The following is a 13337-nucleotide window of genomic DNA, read 5'->3' as shown; positions in this document are numbered from 1 at the left end:
ATCCTCAAGCTTGCTATCAGAAAATGATTTAGTCGAAAATCCCAAATCTAAAATCCAAAATCGTAACTATGGACGTTAGTAGAGAAAAAGCGCCAACTGCACAAGAGACGTTCATGCAGATGGCTCAAGCTGCTGGTTTACGAGGCCGCATCCTTGTAACCCTTGGCTTACTGATTTTAGTACGCCTGGGTGTCCACTTGCCAGTCCCCGGCATCGATCGAGTCGCCTTTGCCCAAAACGTCCAAAATAGCCCTTTAATTGGCTTTCTGGATTTGTTCTCAGGAGGCGGCTTGTCAGCTTTGGGGATTTTCGCGCTGGGGATTTTGCCCTACATTAATGCTTCAATTATTGTGCAACTTCTAACTGCGGCTCTGCCAAGTTTAGAAGACTTGCAGAAAAATGAAGGAGAAGCAGGGCGGCGCAAGATTTCTCAAATTACTCGCTACGTTTCATTGGGCTGGGCAATTCTGCAAAGTATTGGCATTGCAATTTGGGTCAGCCCTTTTGCTCAATCTCCAGGGCCTTTATTCATAGCAGAAACTGCTTTGGCTCTGACAGCCGGCTCAATGTTTGTGATGTGGATATCGGAAGTGGTGACGGAACGAGGTATCGGGAACGGAGCTTCGTTGTTGATTTTTATCAATATTGTGTCGGTATTGCCGCGCTCTTTGGGACAAACTTTTGAATTGGCTCAAAGTGGGGACACGCAAGTTGTCGGCCGCGTAGTCGTTCTACTGCTGGTCTTTTTGGTGACGATTGTCGGGATTGTTTTTGTTCAGGAAGGTACTCGCCGCATTCCGATTATTTCTGCCCGTCGCCAAGTCGGCCGCAAAGTTTATCGGGAGAGCCGGAGTTATCTGCCCCTGCGTTTGAATCAAGGCGGAGTGATGCCGATTATTTTTGCATCTTCGGTGTTGATTGTGCCTTCTTTCCTCGCTCAATCTCTCAATAACCCGTTTTTGGTTCAAGTTGCTAATGTTTTGAGTCCGAACGGCCCTGCCCCTTGGGCTTACGCGCTGTTTTATCTAACTTTGATTCTGTTCTTCAGCTATTTCTACGCTTCGTTGATTGTCAACCCCGTAGATATGTCTCAAAACTTGAAGAAAATGGGCGCTAGCATTCCGGGAATTCGCCCGGGTCAGAAAACAAGTGATTATGTGGAGAAGGTTTTGAACCGTTTGACTTTCTTGGGAGCGATTTTTCTAGGTCTGGTGGCCATTGTACCAACTGCTGTAGAAAGCGCGATCGGCGTGCAAACTTTTAGAGGTTTTGGCGCAACTTCCCTACTGATTTTAGTAGGTGTGGCGATCGAAACTGCTAAGCAAATTCAAACTTACGTCATCTCCCAACGATATGAAGGAATGGTGAAGTAATCGCAATGCAATTTATTTTCATGGGGCCTCCAGGGGCGGGAAAGGGAACTCAGGCTCAGATATTATCCGCTCTCTGGAAAATACCACATATTTCTACGGGCGAAATCCTGCGCGCCTGCGTGGTAGCGAAAACTGCCTTGGGCCTAAAGGCGCAAGCTTACATGGACAGGGGTGAGTTGGTTCCCGACCAATTGCTGATGGATATCGTGCAGGAACGCTTGAATGAACCGGACGCGAATGCTGGCTGGATTCTCGACGGCTTTCCCCGCACTGTTACCCAGGCAACTTTTTTAGACAAACTGCTGCTGGACCTTAGCGGTGCCGAGGTGAGTACATCGAACCCGAAATTTGGTCTCAAAGCAGTTAATCTCGACGTGCCTGACGAAATTTTGGTGTCTCGCCTGCTGTCGCGGGGCCGGCAGGATGACAATGAGGAGACGATCCGCCGCAGGTTGCAAGTTTATCGCGAGCAAACTGAGCCTTTGATTGATTTTTACAGCGGCCGCCAACAGTTAGTTGCGGTTGATGGCGATCGACAGATGGAATTAGTCACCGCAGAACTCCAACAATCTCTCTGGCACGACTCTTGAACCCTATCAATACAGCTTGTTACTCACAAGCTTTTGCTAAGATATGTTAACTAGGAGCTTTTTGTGCGATCGGGTTTTGTGAGGGTTGTTAGAGACCGGATTGAACTCGATACTAATTGCCACAACTTTACTCAAGTAAAGCTAAAGCGAGCGATTGGTTGAGTCAAGAAGTCGATCGAGTCGCCCTAATTATTGCCCCCCGTTCCCGTTTGACTCCTTCCAGTAAATAGGTTTTGAGGCCAACGCCGGGACACTCCTAGTTAATCAAATGTAGAGTTGAGGTAAATACCAAATTGTCTAAGCAAGATTTAATTGAAATGGAAGGGACAGTGACGGAATCCCTGCCCAATGCGATGTTTCGCGTTGACCTAGATAACGGGTTTAACGTGCTGGCTCACATTTCCGGCAAGATCCGCCGCAACTACATCAAAATTCTGCCTGGCGATCGCGTCAAAGTCGAATTGACTCCCTATGACTTGACCAAAGGCAGGATTACATATCGCCTTCGGAAAAAATAGGCTTAGATAAAACTTTCTAAAAACTCTAAGTTTAATTTAGAGAGAATTTGGTAAAAAGCTTCAAATTTATGCTATAATGCTACGTTTGTAGTGTTGCCGAGAAGGGCGTCAACAACCTACCGGTGTATCGGGTTAAGTCATTGTTACACCGTAAAAATCTCGCTCGCCACCACTCTGGCGCAGGCGAAATTTACCCAGCAATGGGAGTGGGTGCAAGCGGGCCCCTTCATGAAACAACCCGCACTTTATACAATTTAATCGAGGAGAGGTCTACACCTTGCCCAGCCTCTCCTCCCACCGCTCTACGGGCAGTCCCAGCGTGCCTGTTCTCCGCTAGAGCGGGGTTCTCCAGGCAGGAAGAAAGATGAAAGTTCGAGCATCTGTCAAAAAAATTTGTGAGAAATGTCGCGTCATCCGCCGTCGCGGTCGAGTGATGGTGATATGCACTAACCCGAAACACAAACAGCGCCAAGGTTAGAAAAAAGGAAAATTGGGCACTGCACGCAGGTGCATCCTAATTGAACATTGTAGCCAAACAGGAAAACTAGGGAGACAAAAAGTGTGGCACGGATTGCCGGGGTAGACCTTCCACGCGATAAGCGCGTCGAAATAGGTCTGACATACATTTACGGAATAGGCTTGTCGAGGGCCCAAAAAATTATCGCTGCAACAGGCGTAAATCCTGACACTCGCGTCAAGGATTTAACAGAGGCCGACGTGACCGCTCTGCGGGCTCATGTAGAAACCACATACCAAATCGAAGGAGACCTCCGGCGCTGGGAGTCAATGAACATCAAGCGCCTGATGGACATCGGAACTTATCGCGGTCGGCGTCACCGTTTGGGTCTGCCGGTGCGGGGACAACGAACCCGTACCAACGCCAGAACCCGTCGCGGCGTCCGCCGAACAGTTGCGGGCAAGAAAAAGGCACCTTCCAAGAAGTAACATCTTTTTGGGAAAAATATGCTGGGGGCCGCTGGCTCCTAGCGCTTCGGGACATTAGTTGAGAGAAACGTTAAAGAGACTAATATGGCGCGACAACAAACAGGCAAGAAATCTGGTGCAAAAAAGCAGAAACGGAATGTACCCAATGGGGTAGGCTACATCCAGTCTACCTTTAACAACACGATTGTAACTATTACCGACCTCAACGGCGAAGTGATATCCTGGGCATCGGCAGGTTCCAGCGGTTTTAAAGGAGCTAAAAAGGGAACTCCCTTTGCCGCTCAAACAGCAGCCGAAAGTGCTGCCCGCAGAGCCAACGACCAAGGAATGCGCCAAATAGAAGTAATGGTGAGCGGGCCTGGAGCAGGTAGAGAAACTGCAATCCGGGCGCTGCAAGGGGCGGGACTGGAAATCACCCTGATTAGAGATGTTACCCCAATTCCTCACAACGGCTGTCGCCCTCCCAAGCGGCGTAGAGTCTAAAACGATTTGAGATTTTAGATTTTAGATTTTGGATAATGGCTAACTGCTTAAAGTCAAAAACTAATGGTTCTAACTGTTGCCCCGTCCATCCAAAATCCGAAATCCGTTCAGGGGTATGCTCTGCAATCTAAAATCCAAAATCAAAAATCCAAAGTGGAAAAGGGAGGTCACTCCGTGGCGCAGTTTCAAATTGAATGTATAGAGTCTAACACTGACAAAGACCGCAGTCAGTACGGAAAATTTGTCCTGGAACCGCTCGATCGCGGTCAGGGAACAACTGTTGGGAATGCGCTGAGGCGAGTTCTGCTTTCAAACTTGGAAGGAACGGCAGTAACTTCAGTCCGAATCGCGGGCGTCAATCACGAGTTTGCCACGATCGAAGGGGTACGTGAGGATGTTCTAGAAATTCTCCTGAACATGAAAGAGGTCGTCCTTAAAACTCATTCTCAGCAGCCGCAAATCGGCAGGTTGCGGATTGAGGGGCCCGTCACCGTTACGGCCGATCGATTCGATTTGCCCTCAGAGGTGGAATTGATCGATCGCTCCCAGTACATTGCAACTCTCTCGCCGGGCTCAGTTCTGGAAATGGAATTCAGAATTGAAAAAGGCATCGGATACCGGGCAGTAGACCGCAGTCGCGATGATGGGTCGGCTTTGGATTTTCTCCAAATTGACGCCATCTTTATGCCGATTCGCAGAGTCAACTACAGCGTTGAAGATGCTAGGGTAGGCGGCACGGTCGAGAAAGACCGGCTGATTATGGAAATCTGGACTGATGGCAGCGTGACTCCTCAAGAAGCTTTGAGTCAATCTGCCAACATCCTGGTAGATTTATTTGCACCTCTCAAAGACATCACCCACGATTCTCTCAAACCAGAGTATCCAGGTGAAGCCGATCCTACCAGCCAAATTCCGATCGAAGAATTGCAGTTGTCCGTCCGGGCTTACAACTGTCTCAAGCGGGCTCAGATCAACTCAGTCGCAGACTTATTGGATTATACCCAAGAAGACTTGCTCGAGATCAAGAACTTCGGGCAGAAGTCCGCAGAAGAAGTGATTGAAGCTTTACAAAAACGCTTGGGCATTACCTTGCCCCAGGAAAAATCAGCTAAAAGTTAATCAACGGGTAACGGGTAAAAAAGTTCTGAATTTTAAGTAGGTGAGTTTTTAAGTTAAAGAAATCACCCCCCTAGATCGCGGACTATCCCGGCACCCAATTACCAATTACCAATTACCAACTGCCATGCGTCACCGCTGTCGCGTTCCCCAACTCAGCAAACCGGCTGACCAGCGCCGCGCCCTACTGCGCTCGCTGACCACCGAATTAATCCGCCACGGTAAAATCACTACCACTCTAGCCCGCGCCAAAGCGCTGCGCTCAGAGGCGGACAGGATGATTACCCTGGCCAAAGATGGCTCCTTAGCCTCTCGCCGCCAAGCTATGGGCTATATCTACGATAAACAGTTAGTACACGCCCTGTTTGAGGCTGCCCAAGAACGGTACGGCTCGCGCAACGGCGGCTACACCCGCGTAGTGCGAACTGTCCCCCGTCAAGGAGACAATTCCGAAATGGCGATCGTTGAACTGGTTTAATTCCATTTTGGTTGGAGATTTGTGATTTATGACTGACAATCCAAACTCCCCAATCGAAAATCCCCAATCGATACAGCGCGTTGCTCTGGTGATCCAATACCTCGGCACTAACTTTCACGGTTGGCAGCGACAGCCGAACCAGCGTACAGTACAAGAAGAAATTGAAACAGCAATATCGACTGTTCTGGAACGCCCGGTAACGCTGCACGCTGCTGGGAGAACTGATGCGGGAGTTCACGCTGCTGCTCAAGTAGCGCATTTTGATGCCCGCGGCCCAATTCCGGCTCACCGCTGGGCAAGCGTTCTCAACTCTCGACTGGCAAAAGATATTTTAATTCGAGCTTCGGCAAAGGTTGAACCTACCTGGCACGCTCGGTTCTCAGCCAGTTGGCGGCGCTATCGCTACACCCTTTATACAGACCCGACTCCGAATTTGTTTGTGCGTCCTTTTGCTTGGCACTGCTATCACGCACCTGTGGATGAATCTTTGATTCAGACAGCTTTGACACCGCTCATCGGGCGGCATCACCTGGCTGCTTTCCACCGCGCGGGTTCTGCCCGCCCCCATTCCTGGGTGGACGTGCAAGCGGCCGAGTGTCAGCGTTCTGGGCCTCTTATCTATATTGAGGTTCAGGCAAGCGGGTTTCTGTACGGGATGATGCGGCTGCTGGTGGGGTTGCTGGTGCAGGTGGGTCGCGGGGAAAGGCCGATCGACAATTTCACCGATATCTGGGTCAACGAACGCCGAGAAATGGTAAAATATGCCGCTCCCGCTCAAGGTTTGTGCCTGCTGCGGGTTGGCTATTCAGAATTTCCCTTTCCCCCAGAGGTCTGGTACGACACTCAGCCAAAATTAGTCATTAGTCATTAGTCATTAGTCATTAGTCATTAGTCATTAGGTAACTACTAATAAAAAACTAAGGACAACTAACAATTAAAAACTGACAACTGACAACTGACAACTGACACCTAACAACAGTTAACAGTTAACAGACAACTAACAACAAACAATGAACAAAACTTACGTCCCTACTCAAGACTCCCTAGAGCACAAGTGGTACGTGGTCGATGCCGCCGACCAGCGGCTGGGCCGTCTGGCAACAGAAGTTGCCATGTACCTCCGGGGGAAACACAAACCGACTTACACTCCTTCTATGGATACCGGCGACTTCGTCATTGTCATCAATGCAGACAAAATCGCTGTTACTGGCAAAAAACGTACCCAGAAAATCTACCGCCGCCATTCTGGAAGACCGGGCGGCATGAAAACAGAAACTTTTGCCAAATTGCAAGCACGTTTGCCCGAAAGAATTGTCGAAGAAGCAATACGAGGAATGCTGCCTCACACTTCTCTGGGCAGACAACTGTTTACTAAGCTGAAAGTGTACGCTGGCCCTAACCATCCACACGCAGCTCAAAAACCAGAAGAGTTAATTGTTCACACGATTCCGGGAGGAAATGAGTAATGCAAGCAACAGATACCGGCCGCGCTGTGTACTGGGGTACCGGTCGCCGCAAATGTTCAGTAGCGCGGGTGCGCTTGGTTCCCGGCACTGGCATACTGACAGTCAATGGTAAAGAGGGGGATTTGTACCTGCAATTCAACCCTACTTATTTGGCTTTGGCTAAGGCCCCTCTGGAAACTTTGGGTCTGGAAAATGAGTACGACATTTTGGTAAAAGTCGAAGGCGGTGGCTTGACAGGTCAGGCTGACTCGATTCGCTTGGGTGTCGCTAGAGCACTTTGTCAATTAGACCCCGACAATCGCAAGCCTCTGAAGACTGAGGGCTATTTGACTCGCGACCCGCGGGCAAAAGAACGGAAAAAGTACGGTTTGCGGAAAGCTCGCAAAGCTCCTCAATACTCGAAGCGGTAATCGAGGTTCGGCAGCGGATTGTGTAACGGATGTAACGGATGTAACGGATAGAAGGAAGAGGGAAGAGGGAAGAAGGCAAAATTATCCAGATTCTATCTTCCTTTTTTTTCAATTCTATTTGCTATGGACGATCGCTGGTTCCAACAGATATCAGGCAAAATTCTTGCTGTTGTTGGTGTACAAGTCCTGCGGCAGCTAAAATGGTTGTAAAGTCAAAAATTAGAGAGTAAAAAACAATGGCAAAAGATGGCATTCACCCTGAGTGGTATCCCGAATCTCAGGTTTATTGCAACGGGGAACTTGTGATGACTGTGGGTTCCACTAGACCAAAGCTTCAAGTTGATGTCTGGTCTGGAAATCATCCTTTTTATACTGGCACTCAGAAGATTATTGATACTGAAGGTCGTGTCGAGCGCTTTATGCGGAAATACGGGATGACCGAGGTAGAAATGCCGAAGGCAGATGCTTCCTCTGGACCGCTGAAAATGGAAGATCCGAAAGCAGATGCTGCTAAGGCGGCTGGTAAAGGCAAAAAGAAGAAGTAGCCGGATTGTCATTTGTCCGCAGTTTGTTGAGAGTAGTTCTTTCTACTGGCAACTTACCGCCCTCGGATTTTAGATTTTAGATTGAAGACTTCGCTAGGCAGGCAGTTGAGTTCGATCGCGTAGAGTTCGATCGACATTCTATCCTAACTGCTCTTGAGTTCTAAAATCTAAAATCTAAAATCTAAAATCGATCCGCCCTCGGATTGGAGAGTTGAGATTGAAGACTTGCTACGGCTGGCAGTTGAGTTCGATCGAGATTCTATCCCAACTGTTCTTCAAATCTAAAATCTAAAATCTAAAATCTAAAATCGATTGAAAAAGGACAACTGACAATGGCTGAATCTTATTTGCTGGATAAATTGAAGTCGGTAGAGCAAACTTTTAATGAGTTGACTCGCCGCATGGCTGACCCGGATGTGGCTAGGGACAATCAAGAGTTTCAACGGGTAGCGAAAGCTCGATCGTCCTTGGAGGAAGTGGTCGATACTTTTGCTCTGTGGAAAACGACTCAGGAAGATTTGGTGGGCGCGCGACAGGTTCTCAAGGAAGCCGCGGGCGATCGAGATATGCAAGAAATGGCTGCGCTGGAAGTTCAGGAACTTGAGTCGAAGCTGGAGAATTTGGAAAGTCGTTTGAAGGTTTTGCTGCTCCCCCGCGACCCGAACGATGACAAGAATATTATGCTGGAAATTCGGGCCGGTACTGGCGGTGATGAGGCTAGTATTTGGGCGGGAGATTTGCTGCGGCTCTATTCGCGCTACGCTCAAACTCAAGGCTGGCAGGTGAAGTTGGTGAGCGAGTCGCTGGCGGAAATGGGCGGCTTTAAAGAGGTGATTCTGGAAGTTACGGGCGACAGCGTTTACAGCAAGCTGAAGTTTGAGGCTGGGGTACACCGGGTGCAGCGAGTGCCTGTGACTGAGGCTGGCGGCCGAGTGCATACTTCGACGGCGACGGTGGCTGTGATGCCGGAGGTTGATGATGTGGAGATTCACATCGATCCGAAGGATATTGAGATGAGTACGGCTCGATCGGGCGGCGCTGGCGGTCAAAATGTGAACAAGGTGGAAACTGCTGCGGATTTGTTTCACAAGCCGACGGGAATTCGGATTTTCTGTACCGAGGAGCGCAGTCAGTTGCAGAATAAGGAGCGGGCGATGCAAATTTTGCGGGCTAAGCTCTATGAGATGAAGTTGCGGGAACAGCAGGATGAGGTGAAGTCGCGGCGTTTGGCTCAGGTTGGTACTGGTTCGCGATCGGAGAAGATTCGCACGTACAACTATAAGGACAATCGGGCTACCGACCACCGTTTGGGGGAGAATTTCTCGCTCAATAGTGTTTTGGAAGGGGATATTGAGGGGATTATTCAAACTTGCATTTCTCAGGATCAGCAGGAACGTTTGGCTGAGTTGGCTGCTTCTACTAATTGATGGAGTGATGGGGGGCTAGGCGCATTGTTTGCTGAGCCTCAGTTCCCTTGTTACGCGGGATATCTGGTTGAGTAGGGCTTCCCAAATTGCATCGGCGATGGCTACTGGATATTTGAAATGTTCGAGGTCGTATTGTACAATGACTTCTAGGGGTGCTAGGATTTGCTGGTTTCGACAACTGGCAATTGCTGCGATCGCCTCTTGTTGCCATCTGGCAAATAGTCTGTAGCTGAAAAAGGAACTGCATTTTTGTCCTTTCTTGTTCAGGTAAACGACTATTACTTGATGTTGTTTGGGGTAAACTTTGACTATGCGGTTGACAGGAATTCTCAGGGCTTCGGCTGCTTCTATTTTGGAGATTTGCCAGCACTGGGGTTTTAGCCAACCGGAGGCTGTAAGGCTTTGGCGTGTGTGGCTGGGCTTGTGAGTTTTTAGATTGCGTCTCTTGGTCATTGCTATTTCTCCTAAATTCGTTTTCATTAAGATTAAAATTTTCAATATAATTAAAATATTATCTGTTAAATCTTCTCCTGTCAAGCAAGACAGGTAAATTTGTTGGTACACAAGTAAACTAGGAATTGTGGTTATCTGGTGGCTGATACCGTGGACGCAGAAGCTAAGAAAAAACTGAGTGAGGTTGTTAAATTAGCGCGGGGCTCGATGAGTCTGACTGCTTTTGGCAAGCTGTTGGGAGTTTCTGCTGCTTCTGTCTTGTATTGGGAAAAGGGGCAGGTAATTCCAGATACGAAAAATTTGACTCAGATTGCGACAAGAGCAGGCTTTACGATGGAAGAGCTCATGGCTCACCTAGAAGGCAAGCCGGTGCAGGAACCTCTGGATACCAACGAGCTGCTTAAGAAAATTCAATGTATGCCACTGAGTGACTTAGCAGTGATTGTTCGAGCTGGTATGGAGCGACTGGCTGCTGCTGCTGTAGCTTCTGGAAAGTATGGTTGATGTTCTGTAAACTGGGAATTGTGGTTATCTGGTGGCTGATACCGTGAACGCAGAAGCTAAGAAAAAATTGATCGAGATTGTCAAACTAGCTCGCGGTTCTATGAGTCAGCGGGCATTTGGCAAGCTTCTGGGAGTCTCTGCGACTGCGGTTCAGTTGTGGGAGAAAGGTCAGAGCATCCCAGATACAGAAAATTTGGCTCAGATTGCGGTGAGAGCAGGGTTTACGATGGAAGAGTTGCTTGCTCATCTGGAAGGCAAGCCCATGCGTGAGCCCGTAGATACTAACGATCTGCTGAAAAAAATTCAGTGTATGCCGATTAGTGAGTTAGCCGTGATTGGTAGAGCGGTAATGGATAGACTCGCGGCGGTGGCTGAGTCGTCTGGGAAATATAGTTGATGTATCACTTCGTAAGTAGACTGGTAGATACGGTTGAGTAACCTTCGAGTCGTGAACATCCAAAATAGACAAAAACTTAGTGAAATCATCAAAACTGCTCGCGGAACAATGAGCCAGCGAGCGTTTGGCAAGCTTTTGGGCGTTTCTGCTACTGCTGTTCAGCTTTGGGAAAGGGGCGATACGGTTCCTGATACTGAAAACTTGGCTAAGCTCGCTGCGAGAGCTGGTTATTCGCTGGAAGAACTTCTGAGATTTTTGGATGGGAAGCCAGTTTCAGATCCGTTAGATATTCAAGATATTGTCAATAAAATTAGGTTCTTGCCTCTGAGTCAGGTGGCGCTAATTGGCAAAGCTGTGGCGGAGAGATTCGCTGCGTCGGCTGAGGCTGCTGGGGAATGAGTTAGGCTCGATCGCGATCGCCCGTTTTGCAGAAGTAGATCCCGATCGCCCTTAAAAATTTCCACCATTCGTGCACATCACAAATCGAGTAATTTGTCAAGGAAAAATCTACTTTGTTACGGAGTGCGATCGCCCTTATGCACTTACGCACTCCAAGCAAAGAAACCGGGTTTTTTACCGAATCTGCGGGATACAACGCGTCTTATCGTAAAAAACCCGGTTTCTGGGCCCCTATGCGATCGCCCGAAAAAACCACTCGCGCTATCCCTGACTCAATATGTCTAAAAATTCTCGGACAATGCGATCGGGTTCTTCTGTGCATCTGTTAGCGTCGCAATAGTGGATGATGCTGATACCGTGAGATGCAAACAGGCGATCGCGCGTTTCATCTTTTTCTGTGTCGGGATGGGATATTTCCAGAATTCCCCATTTGCCTTGGTGGAAGATGAGAAAATCTGGTTCTTGGTTTTGTCGGCCTGCGGGTGTTGTGAGGCGGGCTTTGGAGTTGGGGAAAAAGAGGGTGTTTGTGCGATCGAGCGCTTCGGCTATTTTTACTTGTTCTTGGCTGTGAAAGCGCAGATCGTTCCAGTGATAAATCCGTTCTTCTGTGCTTGACAAAATTCCCTGGTTATGCGCGTCTTCAGGCTTAATAATTCCATCTGATACTGTATTATAATCAGATATAGTTGCACCCTGTAAATCTGTTGATGAATCAGATTCACTTAAGTTGGCGAATGATATTCTGGCTCCGCTTAAGTTAGCACCGCTGAGATTAACTCCAATAACTTGAGTTCGATGTAAAGTCACTTGATGTCGCCGCAAGTATCGCTTAAAAACAGAGCGTAAATTATTTTTTTTTACTTTTTCATCAAAAGCCTCTGAGAGTTGTTTCCAGAGTTTAGCCGCCAGCGCTTTTATGTATTCATCATTATATTGAGAGAGTTGAGAAATTTCCTCATAGGAATGTCTGCCTTCCCAGCATTGTCTGAAGATGAGCTCTTGCACGTCGTTTAAGCCTTCGCCATCGAGGACTGTTTCTGCGATCGCGATTGCTTCATCAACGGTCATGGCTTAAGTTTCCTTAAAGTATATATTTGGTGAAGTTTTGAACATATCGGACTATATTTTCGCAATTAAGGCTGGCGATCGTTCAACCAATTGGTTAAATCTGAGGCTTCGGAAAAGTCCAAAAGCGCTTCTCCTAAATCCTCTAATTCTTCTACGGATAAAGTCTGAATTTGCTCGCGGGTTTCAGGGGCGATCGGACCAATCCGTCGAATCAACAGGCGAGTGAGCAACGACAGCGCCTCATCTTTCCTTCCTTCAAGGAGGCCTAGTTGTCTTCCTTCAAGGAGGCCATCTTCGCGAATTTCTTGGTAAATCACAGAACCGCGCATAGTTTCCTTCCTAAATAGTTGTCTGATTAAGTTTTTTTCAAATCTCAAACCTGCGAGCACTTGGGTGCAAGCGAGTAAATCCGCTTGTTGATTCGGTTCTTCTATTGTAGCAATCTGAGTAGCGATTTGCTCTAACAAAGTTCGCGGCGAGTCGGTTTGGGATAGTGTCGCGAGTGGGAGTAAGCCGGGGACGGACATCAGTGAAGCGGGGTCTTGTTCCCACAGGCGGATAACTCGGTAGCCGTGTCGGGTGTTCGCGTCTGTGTACTCGGATACAAAAACTTGTTCTGAGGCTGTTTGCTGCAAAAAGATTACTACTTGATTGATGGAACAGGAGTATTGCCGTTTGAGCCTAACGTAGTAGTCTAGCATCCTGAAGGCGATCGGCGGGTCGGAGTAGGGTCTGGTTTCAAATTCCAGATGTAGAATTTGGTTATCCGTTTGCAGGAAAACGAGGGAATCTGCTCGGATGGGTTCTTGAATTAGTTCGGTTTTGAGTACCTGAACAGTGGTGGGCTCGTCAATTGGTAGCAGCCAGCGGACGAAGGCGGCGGGGAATTTTTCGGCTAGATATTTGCAGGTGTTGTCGTAGGCCAAGGAAGTTGGGTTGTTAGGGGTGATTAGAAGAGTTTAACCCTAGGGGCATCTACCTGAGAAGAGATTTTAGGGAGATTTGGGAAAAGTCCTTACTTTTTCTCACTTTTTCTCACTTTTTCTCACTGACAAAGATGAGCTCCTGTTGGTAAAGTATTTTTTAACTAAGTAGGTCGGCGGGAAAATTTATAAGTATGTAACAAAACATTAAGTAGGACGGTCGGCTCTCAATTTAATGCGTT

The 13337-nt window shown here is 48.1% G+C and carries 20 protein-coding genes; 16 read left to right on the top strand and 4 right to left on the bottom strand.

Annotation, left to right across the window (positions count from 1 at the left end; genetic code table 11):
• Positions 1-68 precede the first annotated feature (68 nt).
• The 13 genes from secY (at position 69) to prfA (ending at position 9351) form a co-directional block, all read left to right on the top strand.
• On the top strand, positions 69-1373 hold the full coding sequence (gene secY, locus QUA50_RS06445) for a preprotein translocase subunit SecY (RefSeq protein ID WP_333267903.1): 1305 nt from the start codon (positions 69-71) through the stop codon (positions 1371-1373).
• Between the two features lie 5 nt (positions 1374-1378).
• Positions 1379-1963 (top strand): adenylate kinase, encoded by a 585-nt coding sequence (locus QUA50_RS06440; protein WP_333267905.1) that lies wholly within the window; start codon positions 1379-1381, stop codon positions 1961-1963.
• 293 nt (positions 1964-2256) lie between these two features.
• The gene (gene infA, locus QUA50_RS06435; RefSeq protein ID WP_006276978.1) at positions 2257-2481 is read left to right on the top strand and encodes a translation initiation factor IF-1; all 225 of its coding nucleotides are present in this window, start codon (positions 2257-2259) and stop codon (positions 2479-2481) included.
• A 364-nt stretch (positions 2482-2845) separates the two neighbouring features.
• Complete coding sequence (gene rpmJ / locus QUA50_RS06430) at positions 2846-2959, top strand: 50S ribosomal protein L36 (RefSeq protein WP_015178722.1); 114 nt, start codon at positions 2846-2848, stop codon at positions 2957-2959.
• An 83-nt stretch (positions 2960-3042) separates the two neighbouring features.
• The gene (gene rpsM / locus QUA50_RS06425) at positions 3043-3426 is read left to right on the top strand and encodes a 30S ribosomal protein S13 (RefSeq protein ID WP_006634981.1); all 384 of its coding nucleotides are present in this window, start codon (positions 3043-3045) and stop codon (positions 3424-3426) included.
• 84 nt (positions 3427-3510) lie between these two features.
• Entirely contained in the window at positions 3511-3909 is a 399-nt protein-coding gene (rpsK, locus tag QUA50_RS06420) for a 30S ribosomal protein S11 (RefSeq protein WP_006634980.1), read from the top strand.
• 174 nt (positions 3910-4083) lie between these two features.
• Positions 4084-5028 (top strand): DNA-directed RNA polymerase subunit alpha, encoded by a 945-nt coding sequence (locus tag QUA50_RS06415; RefSeq protein WP_333267921.1) that lies wholly within the window; start codon positions 4084-4086, stop codon positions 5026-5028.
• A gap of 124 nt (positions 5029-5152) precedes the next feature.
• The gene (gene rplQ / locus QUA50_RS06410) at positions 5153-5503 is read left to right on the top strand and encodes a 50S ribosomal protein L17 (protein ID WP_006634978.1); all 351 of its coding nucleotides are present in this window, start codon (positions 5153-5155) and stop codon (positions 5501-5503) included.
• Between the two features lie 28 nt (positions 5504-5531).
• A complete protein-coding gene (gene truA / locus QUA50_RS06405; protein ID WP_333267907.1) occupies positions 5532-6374 on the top strand; it encodes a tRNA pseudouridine(38-40) synthase TruA in 843 nt (280 codons plus the stop codon).
• A 139-nt stretch (positions 6375-6513) separates the two neighbouring features.
• Complete coding sequence (rplM, locus tag QUA50_RS06400; RefSeq protein ID WP_333149649.1) at positions 6514-6969, top strand: 50S ribosomal protein L13; 456 nt, start codon at positions 6514-6516, stop codon at positions 6967-6969.
• Complete coding sequence (gene rpsI, locus QUA50_RS06395) at positions 6969-7379, top strand: 30S ribosomal protein S9 (RefSeq protein ID WP_106147490.1); 411 nt, start codon at positions 6969-6971, stop codon at positions 7377-7379. Before rplM ends, rpsI begins: the two co-directional genes overlap by 1 nt.
• A 236-nt stretch (positions 7380-7615) precedes the next feature.
• Entirely contained in the window at positions 7616-7924 is a 309-nt protein-coding gene (gene rpmE, locus QUA50_RS06390; RefSeq protein ID WP_333059812.1) for a 50S ribosomal protein L31, read from the top strand.
• A gap of 332 nt (positions 7925-8256) precedes the next feature.
• A complete protein-coding gene (prfA, locus tag QUA50_RS06385; protein ID WP_333267910.1) occupies positions 8257-9351 on the top strand; it encodes a peptide chain release factor 1 in 1095 nt (364 codons plus the stop codon).
• A gap of 15 nt (positions 9352-9366) precedes the next feature.
• Here prfA and QUA50_RS06380 read toward each other — a convergent pair whose 3' ends face one another.
• On the bottom strand, positions 9367-9804 hold the full coding sequence (locus QUA50_RS06380; RefSeq protein WP_333298582.1) for a hypothetical protein: 438 nt from the start codon (positions 9802-9804) through the stop codon (positions 9367-9369).
• A 138-nt stretch (positions 9805-9942) separates the two neighbouring features.
• Between QUA50_RS06380 and QUA50_RS06375 the strand changes: the two genes are divergently transcribed.
• From QUA50_RS06375 to QUA50_RS06365, 3 genes are read left to right on the top strand one after another with little or no spacing between them, the layout of a single operon-like run.
• On the top strand, positions 9943-10308 hold the full coding sequence (locus tag QUA50_RS06375) for a helix-turn-helix transcriptional regulator (protein WP_333121186.1): 366 nt from the start codon (positions 9943-9945) through the stop codon (positions 10306-10308).
• 31 nt (positions 10309-10339) lie between these two features.
• The gene (locus QUA50_RS06370; protein ID WP_333267913.1) at positions 10340-10705 is read left to right on the top strand and encodes a helix-turn-helix transcriptional regulator; all 366 of its coding nucleotides are present in this window, start codon (positions 10340-10342) and stop codon (positions 10703-10705) included.
• A 51-nt stretch (positions 10706-10756) separates the two neighbouring features.
• A complete protein-coding gene (locus QUA50_RS06365; protein WP_333298580.1) occupies positions 10757-11104 on the top strand; it encodes a helix-turn-helix transcriptional regulator in 348 nt (115 codons plus the stop codon).
• A gap of 1 nt (position 11105) precedes the next feature.
• Here QUA50_RS06365 and QUA50_RS06360 read toward each other — a convergent pair whose 3' ends face one another.
• The 3 genes from QUA50_RS06360 to QUA50_RS06350 form a co-directional block, all read right to left on the bottom strand.
• Positions 11106-11255 carry a hypothetical protein gene (locus QUA50_RS06360; RefSeq protein ID WP_333267915.1) on the bottom strand — a complete coding sequence of 50 codons (150 nt, stop codon included), beginning with the start codon at positions 11253-11255 and terminating at the stop codon, positions 11106-11108.
• A gap of 110 nt (positions 11256-11365) precedes the next feature.
• Entirely contained in the window at positions 11366-12172 is an 807-nt protein-coding gene (locus tag QUA50_RS06355; RefSeq protein WP_333267917.1) for a pentapeptide repeat-containing protein, read from the bottom strand.
• 65 nt (positions 12173-12237) lie between these two features.
• The gene (locus QUA50_RS06350; RefSeq protein WP_333267919.1) at positions 12238-13098 is read right to left on the bottom strand and encodes an Rpn family recombination-promoting nuclease/putative transposase; all 861 of its coding nucleotides are present in this window, start codon (positions 13096-13098) and stop codon (positions 12238-12240) included.
• Between the last annotated feature and the right edge of the window lie 239 nt (positions 13099-13337).

The organism is Microcoleus sp. M2_D5, assembly GCF_036701935.1.
Taxonomy (GTDB): domain Bacteria; phylum Cyanobacteriota; class Cyanobacteriia; order Cyanobacteriales; family Microcoleaceae; genus Microcoleus.
Note: the sequence above shows the minus strand (reverse complement) of the source record. Positions and strands in the feature narration are given on the sequence as shown.

Excerpts from the sequence above, each read along its gene's own strand:
- secY (WP_333267903.1), top strand. The coding sequence starts at position 69 with ATGGACGTTAGTAGAGAAAAAGCGCCAACTGCACAAGAGACGTTCATG.
- QUA50_RS06440 (WP_333267905.1), top strand. The coding sequence starts at position 1,379 with ATGCAATTTATTTTCATGGGGCCTCCAGGGGCGGGAAAGGGAACTCAG.
- rpmJ (WP_015178722.1), top strand. The coding sequence starts at position 2,846 with ATGAAAGTTCGAGCATCTGTCAAAAAAATTTGTGAGAAATGTCGCGTC.
- rpsK (WP_006634980.1), top strand. The coding sequence starts at position 3,511 with ATGGCGCGACAACAAACAGGCAAGAAATCTGGTGCAAAAAAGCAGAAA.
- rplQ (WP_006634978.1), top strand. The coding sequence starts at position 5,153 with ATGCGTCACCGCTGTCGCGTTCCCCAACTCAGCAAACCGGCTGACCAG.
- truA (WP_333267907.1), top strand. The coding sequence starts at position 5,532 with ATGACTGACAATCCAAACTCCCCAATCGAAAATCCCCAATCGATACAG.
- rplM (WP_333149649.1), top strand. The coding sequence starts at position 6,514 with ATGAACAAAACTTACGTCCCTACTCAAGACTCCCTAGAGCACAAGTGG.
- rpsI (WP_106147490.1), top strand. The coding sequence starts at position 6,969 with ATGCAAGCAACAGATACCGGCCGCGCTGTGTACTGGGGTACCGGTCGC.
- rpmE (WP_333059812.1), top strand. The coding sequence starts at position 7,616 with ATGGCAAAAGATGGCATTCACCCTGAGTGGTATCCCGAATCTCAGGTT.
- prfA (WP_333267910.1), top strand. The coding sequence starts at position 8,257 with ATGGCTGAATCTTATTTGCTGGATAAATTGAAGTCGGTAGAGCAAACT.
- QUA50_RS06380 (WP_333298582.1), bottom strand. The coding sequence starts at position 9,804 with ATGACCAAGAGACGCAATCTAAAAACTCACAAGCCCAGCCACACACGC.
- QUA50_RS06355 (WP_333267917.1), bottom strand. The coding sequence starts at position 12,172 with ATGACCGTTGATGAAGCAATCGCGATCGCAGAAACAGTCCTCGATGGC.